The 7,258-nt window shown below is 67.9% G+C and carries 8 protein-coding genes; 6 read left to right on the top strand and 2 right to left on the bottom strand.

The window, feature by feature from the left end; genetic code table 11:
• The 3 genes from A5646_RS03455 to A5646_RS03445 all read left to right on the top strand — a co-directional run.
• On the top strand, positions 1–2,447 hold a 2,447-nt coding region (locus A5646_RS03455), incomplete at its 5' end, for a beta-ketoacyl synthase N-terminal-like domain-containing protein (RefSeq protein ID WP_304441918.1).
• Between the two features lie 25 nt (positions 2,448–2,472).
• The gene (locus A5646_RS03450) at positions 2,473–2,871 is read left to right on the top strand and encodes a holo-ACP synthase (RefSeq protein ID WP_066862574.1); all 399 of its coding nucleotides are present in this window, start codon (positions 2,473–2,475) and stop codon (positions 2,869–2,871) included.
• A gap of 10 nt (positions 2,872–2,881) precedes the next feature.
• Positions 2,882–4,207: a dipeptidase gene (locus tag A5646_RS03445; RefSeq protein ID WP_067019866.1), complete on the top strand. Its 1,326-nt coding sequence runs from the start codon at positions 2,882–2,884 to the stop codon at positions 4,205–4,207.
• Positions 4,208–4,282: 75 nt separating this feature from the next.
• On the opposite strand, the gene A5646_RS03440 is transcribed toward A5646_RS03445, so the two are convergent.
• Positions 4,283–4,669, bottom strand: a complete 387-nt coding sequence (locus A5646_RS03440; RefSeq protein WP_066862580.1) for a hypothetical protein — start codon at positions 4,667–4,669, stop codon at positions 4,283–4,285.
• Positions 4,670–4,753: 84 nt separating this feature from the next.
• On the opposite strand from A5646_RS03440, the gene A5646_RS30335 reads away from it, so the two are divergent.
• Together A5646_RS30335 and A5646_RS03430 are read left to right on the top strand one after the other, a co-directional pair.
• A complete protein-coding gene (locus A5646_RS30335) occupies positions 4,754–4,939 on the top strand; it encodes a hypothetical protein (RefSeq protein ID WP_067019863.1) in 186 nt (61 codons plus the stop codon).
• Between the two features lie 31 nt (positions 4,940–4,970).
• Positions 4,971–6,335 carry a cytochrome P450 gene (locus tag A5646_RS03430; RefSeq protein ID WP_067019860.1) on the top strand — a complete coding sequence of 455 codons (1,365 nt, stop codon included), beginning with the start codon at positions 4,971–4,973 and terminating at the stop codon, positions 6,333–6,335.
• Positions 6,336–6,549: 214 nt separating this feature from the next.
• Here A5646_RS03430 and bcp read toward each other — a convergent pair whose 3' ends face one another.
• A complete protein-coding gene (bcp, locus tag A5646_RS03425; RefSeq protein WP_066862589.1) occupies positions 6,550–7,023 on the bottom strand; it encodes a thioredoxin-dependent thiol peroxidase in 474 nt (157 codons plus the stop codon).
• A 104-nt stretch (positions 7,024–7,127) separates the two neighbouring features.
• Between bcp and A5646_RS27730 the strand changes: the two genes are divergently transcribed.
• A partial coding sequence (locus tag A5646_RS27730) for a DUF3618 domain-containing protein (RefSeq protein ID WP_156748726.1) occupies positions 7,128–7,258 on the top strand: 131 nt, incomplete at its 3' end.

The raw sequence follows: 7,258 nt of genomic DNA, 5'->3' as shown, positions 1-7,258 counted from the left end.
CTTGGCGCGACATCGCGTCCCGGCTGCACGTCGTGCTGCCGGGCTCACCGAACCGCGGAATGTTCGGCGGCGACGGCGCTTACGGCGAGGCCAAGTCGGCGCTGGACGCCTTGGTGAGTCGTTGGCACGCCGAGTCGTCCTGGGCGGCCCGGGTCAGCCTGGCGCACGCGCTGATCGGGTGGACCCGCGGCACCGGGCTGATGGGCCACAACGACGCGATCGTGGACGCGGTCGAGGAGGCCGGCGTCACCACCTACTCGACCGACGAGATGGCGGCAATGCTGCTGTCCCTCTGCGACGTCGAGTCGAAGGTGGCCGCGGCGGGTGCGCCGATCAAGGCGGACCTGACCGGTGGGTTGGGCGAGGCCAACCTCGACATGGCCGAGCTGGCCGCCAAGGCCCGGGAGCAGGCCACGTCGGCATCGGACGACGCGGCCGACGAGGCCGCCGCCGAGGGCACCATCGCCGCGCTGCCGTCGCCGCCGCGTGGCTTCACCCCGGCGCCGCCTCCGGAATGGGCGGACCTCGACGTCGACCCGGTCGACCTGGTGGTCATCGTCGGTGGCGCGGAGCTTGGGCCCTACGGCTCGTCGCGGACCCGCTTCGAGATGGAGGTCGACAACGAGCTGTCGGCGGCCGGCGTCCTGGAGCTGGCCTGGACCACCGGCCTGATCCGGTGGGAGGACGACCCCCAACCCGGTTGGTACGACACGCAATCCGGTGACCTGGTCGACGAGTCCGAGTTGGTCGAGCGCTATCACGACGCCGTCGTTGAGCGTTGCGGCATCCGGGAATTCGTCGACGACGGCGCGATCGACCCCGATCACGCCTCGCCGCTGCTGGTGTCGGTGTTCCTGGACAAGGACTTCGCGTTCGTGGTGTCCTCGGAGGCCGACGCGCGCGCGTTCGTCGAGTTCGATCCCGAACACACGATCATCCGGCCGGTGCCCGACGCCAGCGACTGGCAGGTGATCCGCAAGGCGGGCACCGAGATTCGGGTGCCGCGCAAGACCAAGCTGTCGCGGACCGTCGGCGCGCAGATTCCCACCGGGTTCGACCCGACCGTCTTCGGCATCAGCCAGGACATGGCCAGCTCCACCGACCGGGTGGCGCTGTGGAACATCGTCGCGACCGTCGACGCGTTCCTGTCCTCGGGATTCACCCCGGCCGAGCTGATGCGGTGGGTGCACCCGGGCCTGGTGGCCAGCACGCAGGGCACCGGCATGGGCGGCATGACGTCGATGCAGACGATGTATCACGGCAACCTGCTCGGCCGGAACAAGCCAAACGACATCCTGCAAGAAGTTCTGCCGAATGTCGTTGCCGCACACGTCATTCAGAGTTACGTAGGCAGCTACGGCGCGATGATCCACCCGGTGGGCGCCTGCGCGACCGCGGCGGTGTCGGTCGAGGAGGGCGTCGACAAGATCCGGCTCGGCAAGGCCGAGCTGGTGGTCGCCGGTGGATTCGACGACCTGACGCTGGAAGCCATCATCGGCTTCGGTGACATGGCGGCCACCGCCGACACCTCCATGATGCGCGGCCGCGGCATCCACGACTCGAAGTTCTCCCGGCCCAACGATCGTCGCCGGCTGGGATTCCTCGAGGCGCAGGGCGGTGGCACCATCCTGCTGGCGCGCGGCGACCTGGCGCTGAAGATGGGTCTGCCGGTGCTGGCCGTGGTGGCCTACGCGCAGTCGTTCGCCGACGGCGTGCACACCTCGATCCCTGCGCCGGGGCTGGGCGCGCTGGGCGCCGGTCGCGGCGGGAAGGATTCGGCGCTGGCGCGGTCGCTGGCCAAGCTCGGGGTGGGCGCCGACGACATCGCGGTGATCTCCAAGCACGACACGTCGACGTTGGCCAACGATCCCAACGAGACCGAACTGCACGAGCGGCTCGCCGATTCGCTCGGCCGGTCCGAGGGCGCTCCGCTGTTCGTGGTGTCGCAGAAGAGCCTCACCGGGCACGCCAAGGGTGGCGCGGCGGTCTTCCAGATGATGGGCCTGTGCCAGATACTGCGCGACGGGGTGATCCCACCGAACCGCAGCCTGGACTGCGTCGACGACGAACTGGCCGGCTCGGCCCACTTCGTGTGGGTGCGCGAGACCCTGCGGCTGGGCGAGAAGTTCCCGCTCAGGGCGGGGTTGCTGACCAGCCTTGGGTTCGGCCATGTTTCGGGCTTGGTTGCGCTCGTGCATCCGCAGGCGTTCGTCGCCGCGCTCGACCCGCAGCAGCGTGCGGACTACCAGCGGCGCGCGGATGCCCGCCTGCTGGCCGGTCAGCGGCGGCTGGCGTCGGCGATCGCCGGTGGCGCGCCGATGTACGAGCGGCCGCCGAACCGTCGCTTCGACCATGACGAGTCGGAAAAGCGTCAGGAGGCCGCGATGCTGCTGAACCCGGATTCGCGCCTGGGTGACGGCGACGCCTACCAGGTCTCTGCCGGATGACGTCGGTCCGTTAGCCTGGCGACCCATGGGAATTGTCGGTGTGGGGATCGATCTCGTCTCCATCCCTGATTTCGCCGAGCAGGTCGACCAGCCGGGAACCGTTTTCTCCGAGACGTTCACCCCGGGTGAGCGCCGCGACGCCTCGGACAAGAGTTCGTCGGCGGCGCGTCACCTGGCGGCCCGTTGGGCGGCGAAGGAGGCGGTGATCAAGGCGTGGTCGGGATCGCGGTTCGCCCAGCGCCCGGTGCTTCCGGAGGACATCCACCGCGATATCGAGGTGGTCACCGACATGTGGGGCCGCCCGCGGGTTCGACTGAGCGGCGACATCGCCAAACACCTGGCCGACGTGACGATTCACGTCTCGCTGACGCACGAAGGGGATACCGCCGCCGCGGTGGCGATCCTGGAGACGACGTCCGACTAGCCTCGATCCCATGAGCGATCTGGTTGAGCGCGTCCGCTCGGTGCTGCCGTCGGTGCGGCGCGATCTGGAAGACCTGGTGCGCATCGAATCGGTGTGGGCCGACCCCGGCCGCCGCGACGAGGTGCATCGCAGCGCGCAGGCCGTCGCGGATCTATTGGCGCAGGCCGGTTTCGGCGATGTGCAGATCGTCAGCGAAGGGGGAGCGCCGGCCGTCATCGCGCACCATCCTGCGCCGGACGGCGCGCCGACCGTGCTCCTGTACGCACACCACGACGTGCAGCCCGAAGGCGACCGCGGCCAGTGGCTCTCGCCGCCCTTCGAGCCCACCGAGCGCGACGGCCGGCTCTACGGCCGTGGCAGCGCCGATGACAAGGCCGGCATCGCAACACATTTGGCGGCATTTCGGGCGCACGGCGGGCAGCCGCCGGTGGGCGTGACGGTGTTCGTCGAGGGCGAAGAGGAATCCGGGTCGCCGTCGTTGGGCCGGCTGCTGGCCGCGCACCGCGATGCGCTGGCCGCCGACGTGATCGTCATCGCCGACTCGGACAACTGGAGCACCGAAATCCCGGCGCTGACGGTCGCGCTGCGCGGCCTGGTGGACTGCGTGGTCGAGGTGGCCACCCTCGACCACGGCCTGCACTCCGGCATCTGGGGCGGCGTGGTGCCCGACGCGCTCAGCGCCCTGGTGCGGCTGCTGGCTACTCTGCACGACGACGACGGGAACGTGGCCGTCGCCGGGCTGCACGAAAGCACCGCCGCCCCAGTCGATTACCCGCCCGAGCGGGTACGCGCCGACTCCGGGTTGCTGGACGGCGTGTCCGAAATCGGCTCGGGCTCGGCGCCGCAGCGGCTGTGGGCCAAGCCCGCGATCACCGTGATCGGCATCGACACCACCCCCATCGAGAAGGCGTCCAACACGCTGATCCCGCGGGCGCGGGCCAAGATCAGCATGCGCGTCGCGCCGGGTGGGGACGCCGCGGCGCACCTGGACGCATTGACCGCCCACCTGCAACGGCACGCGCCGTGGGGCGCGCACGTCAGCGTCACCCGCGGCGACATCGGCGAGCCCTACGCCGTCGACGCGACCGGCAGCGTCTACGACGCCGCCCGCCAGGCGTTCCGGCAGGCATGGGGGACCGACCCGATCGACATGGGCATGGGCGGGTCGATCCCATTCATCGCCGAATTCGCCGAGGCCTTCCCGCGGGCCAAGATCCTGGTGACCGGCGTGGAGGACCCCGCGACGCAGGCCCACAGCATCAACGAGAGCCTGCACTTGGGCGTGCTGGAACGCGCCGCGATCGCCGAGGCGCTGCTGCTGGCCAACCTGGGCTAGAGGGACGAGTCGCGGCGAACTGCGCGACGTGTCTGGTCGTCTCCCCGCCGACAGCCATTGTCGTGGCACACCTGCTCAGGCCGCGGCAGCCAGCGTCCGCGCGTAATTCACTTGCTGGGTAACACTTATGATCGCTTGCGGTCCACCCGCCGGAAGCAGTGTCGAGTGGAAGAACCCGCTGCCTTGAACGGTGACCTGGATATAGCCCACGTACTTGCGTTCCTTCATCAGTAGGAAAAGCAGTCCCAGCAGGCAGAACCAGACGAAGATGATGCAGAGGACAACGCCTGTGGTGGAGATTCCCTCCGAGTAGTGCGACATGTCGGTCACGGTCCACACCGTGCCCTTTATCGGGTGCGTACCGGTTGGCGTCGCTACCCAGTGCGGCGAGAACGAGATGTCGCCGATGGTCGCCAGCCAACGCTCGGGTTCGCTGGCTTGGTACCCAACTGGTTGCCCCACGGACCGATTAAAACACTGACTCGTCGCTGCTAAGAGGCGAATCGGCCGCCGCCTTCCCCCAACCGAAGACCATTCGTCACCGACGTGGAGGACCTCGCAGCGCGGCCGCAGAGCATCAACGAGAGCCTGCACCGGGGCGTGCTGGAACGCGCGGCGATCGCCACGAGGCGCTGCTGCTGGCCACCTGGGCTGGGGCGACTGCGGCTGCCCGCGAAACTGGCCCCCCGAATGCTGAACGAGAACGACGGTCTCGTCGCATACTGCTTCTAGCCGCAGCCACTCGTCCGCAGGAGACGCCACCGTGAGTACGGAAAACACCCTGACCGGAGACGCCCGCAAGACCAACCGTTACCACTTCGATCGCCACACCCCCGAGTACCGCGAGCGGTTCACAGCGATCACCGAGGAGATGCACGCCAAGTGCCCGCTGGCGTGGACCGACACCTACGACGGACATTGGGTGGCCGCGGGCAACCGGGAGGTTTTCGAACTCGCGCGCTGCCCGCACGTGTCCAACGACCACGACGTCACGGGCGAAGGCACCGGCTACAAGGGCATCACGATTCCGACGCTGCCGCAGGGCACCGGTGTCCGTGGCGGCATGCTCGAGATGGACGAACCCGAGCACTCCGCCTACCGCAGCATCCTCAACCCCTACCTGTCGCCGGCGGCCGTCAAGCGCTGGAAGCCGTTCGTCGACGAGATCGTGCGGGCCAGCATCGACGAGAAGATCGAAGCCGGGCGGATCGACTTCGTCGACGATCCCGCGAACGTCGTGCCCGCGGTCCTGACCCTGGCGATGATGGGCGTTCCGCTGAAGAAATGGCAGCTGTATTGCGAGCCGGCGCACGCCAATGTCTACACGCCCGCCGATTCACCGGACGCCCCAAGGGTTTTGGAGCAGACGATGGCGATGGGGGCGGACCTGTTCAACCACCTCCTCGAGATCCGTGAGAACCCGCGGCCCGGCATTGTGGACGCGTTGGCGAGGCTGAAGATCGACGGCGAACCCGCCCCCGACGCCGAACTGCTCGGAATGCTGGGCCTGATCATCGGCGGCGGTTTTGACACGACGACGGCGCTGACGGCGCACGCGCTCGAATGGCTGGGCGAAAATCCCGAGCAGCGCGAGCTGCTGAGGCAGGAATCGGAAACGCTGCTCGACTCGGCGACCGAAGAATTTTTGCGATACTTCACGCCCGCTCCCGGCGACGGCCGCACGATCGCAGCCGATCTCGAAATAGCGGGCACGCGGTTCAAGGAGGGTGATCGCCTGTGGCTGTCCTGGGCGATGGCCAACCGTGATCCCGCGGTGTTCCCCGATCCGAACCGCCTAGACCTGAGCCGAAAGAACAACCGGCACTTCAGCTTCGGGCTCGGCATCCATCGCTGCATCGGCTCCAACGTCGCGCGGGTGGTGTTCAAGTCGATGCTCATGGCGGTGCTCGACCGGATGCCCGACTACCGCTGCGACCCCGAGGGAACCGTGCACTATCCGACGATCGGCGTGATCCAGGGCATGCAGCACCTGCCGGCCACCTTCACGCCCGGCAAGCGGCTCGGACCGGGGATAGACGAAACGCTCCACAAACTGCAGCGCGTTTGCGACGAACAGGGGATCGCGCGGCCCATCACCGAGTACCACGAGGCCGCCGTCATCGGTTGATCGTCGGTAAGCGGAAAGGTCGCGTGTGCGTACAGCCGCCCTCCTAGGAAGGCAGGCCATGAGGGGTAAGAGGATCTTGATTGCGGTGCTGCTGGCGTTCGCCGTCTCAACAACGTCGGTGAGCTGCCTTCCCTACTGCCCCATGAAGGGTGGCCCATCCGTCACCTGCTAGGCAACGATTGCCCGTTGCGCTCGACGACATCGCATCTTCGAACTAGACGGACAGGTCGCGCCTGAGCTTGGCGACGTGGCCGGTCGCCTTCACGTTGTACTGCGCGACGGTGATCTTGCCCTTCTCGTCGACCACAAAGGTGGAACGAATCACGCCGGTGACCGTCTTGCCGTACATCTGCTTCTCGCCGTACGCGCCATAGGCGCTCAGGACCTTGCGGTCGGGATCGGACAGCAGCGGGAACGTCAGCTTCTCGGTGTCGCGGAACTTGGCCAGCTTCTCCGGCTTGTCGGGGGAGATGCCGATGACGTCGAGGCCGGCTTCGTTGAGCTCGGCCAGGCTGTCGCGAAAGTCGCACGCCTGCTTGGTGCATCCGGGCGTCGAGGCGGCCGGGTAGAAGTACACGACGACGCGTCGGCCTTTGTAGTCGGCCAGCGATACCTTGTTGCCGTCGGCGTCGGACAGGCTGAAGGAGGGCGCTTTGTCGCCCGGTGCAAGCCGCGTGGTCTCGGTCAAGGTGGGGCCCTTTCTGTTCACCGGAGCGTCGGGGTTACCGCCAGCTGATCTAGGGTAGTTCGGGCAGGTGCATGAGCCGGATAGTGGGCGACTTGGAGGACACAGTGGCGGACCGGGACCCCGAAGCCATCAAGCAGGACATCGACGTCGCCCGGGACCAGCTGGCGGCCACCGTCGACTCGCTTGCCGAGCGGGCCAATCCTCGGCGCCTGGCCGACGACCTCAAGGTCCGGGT

It is taken from the genome of Mycobacterium sp. 1245499.0 (assembly GCF_001673615.1).
Classification (GTDB): Bacteria; Actinomycetota; Actinomycetes; order Mycobacteriales; family Mycobacteriaceae; genus Mycobacterium; species Mycobacterium europaeum_A.
This window is presented reverse-complemented; position numbering and strand designations above follow the sequence as displayed.

What these genes read in the sequence shown, in the direction of transcription:
- A5646_RS03450 (WP_066862574.1), top strand. Translation starts at nt 2,473, where the DNA reads ATGGGAATTGTCGGTGTGGGGATCGATCTCGTCTCCATCCCTGATTTC.
- A5646_RS03445 (WP_067019866.1), top strand. Translation starts at nt 2,882, where the DNA reads ATGAGCGATCTGGTTGAGCGCGTCCGCTCGGTGCTGCCGTCGGTGCGG.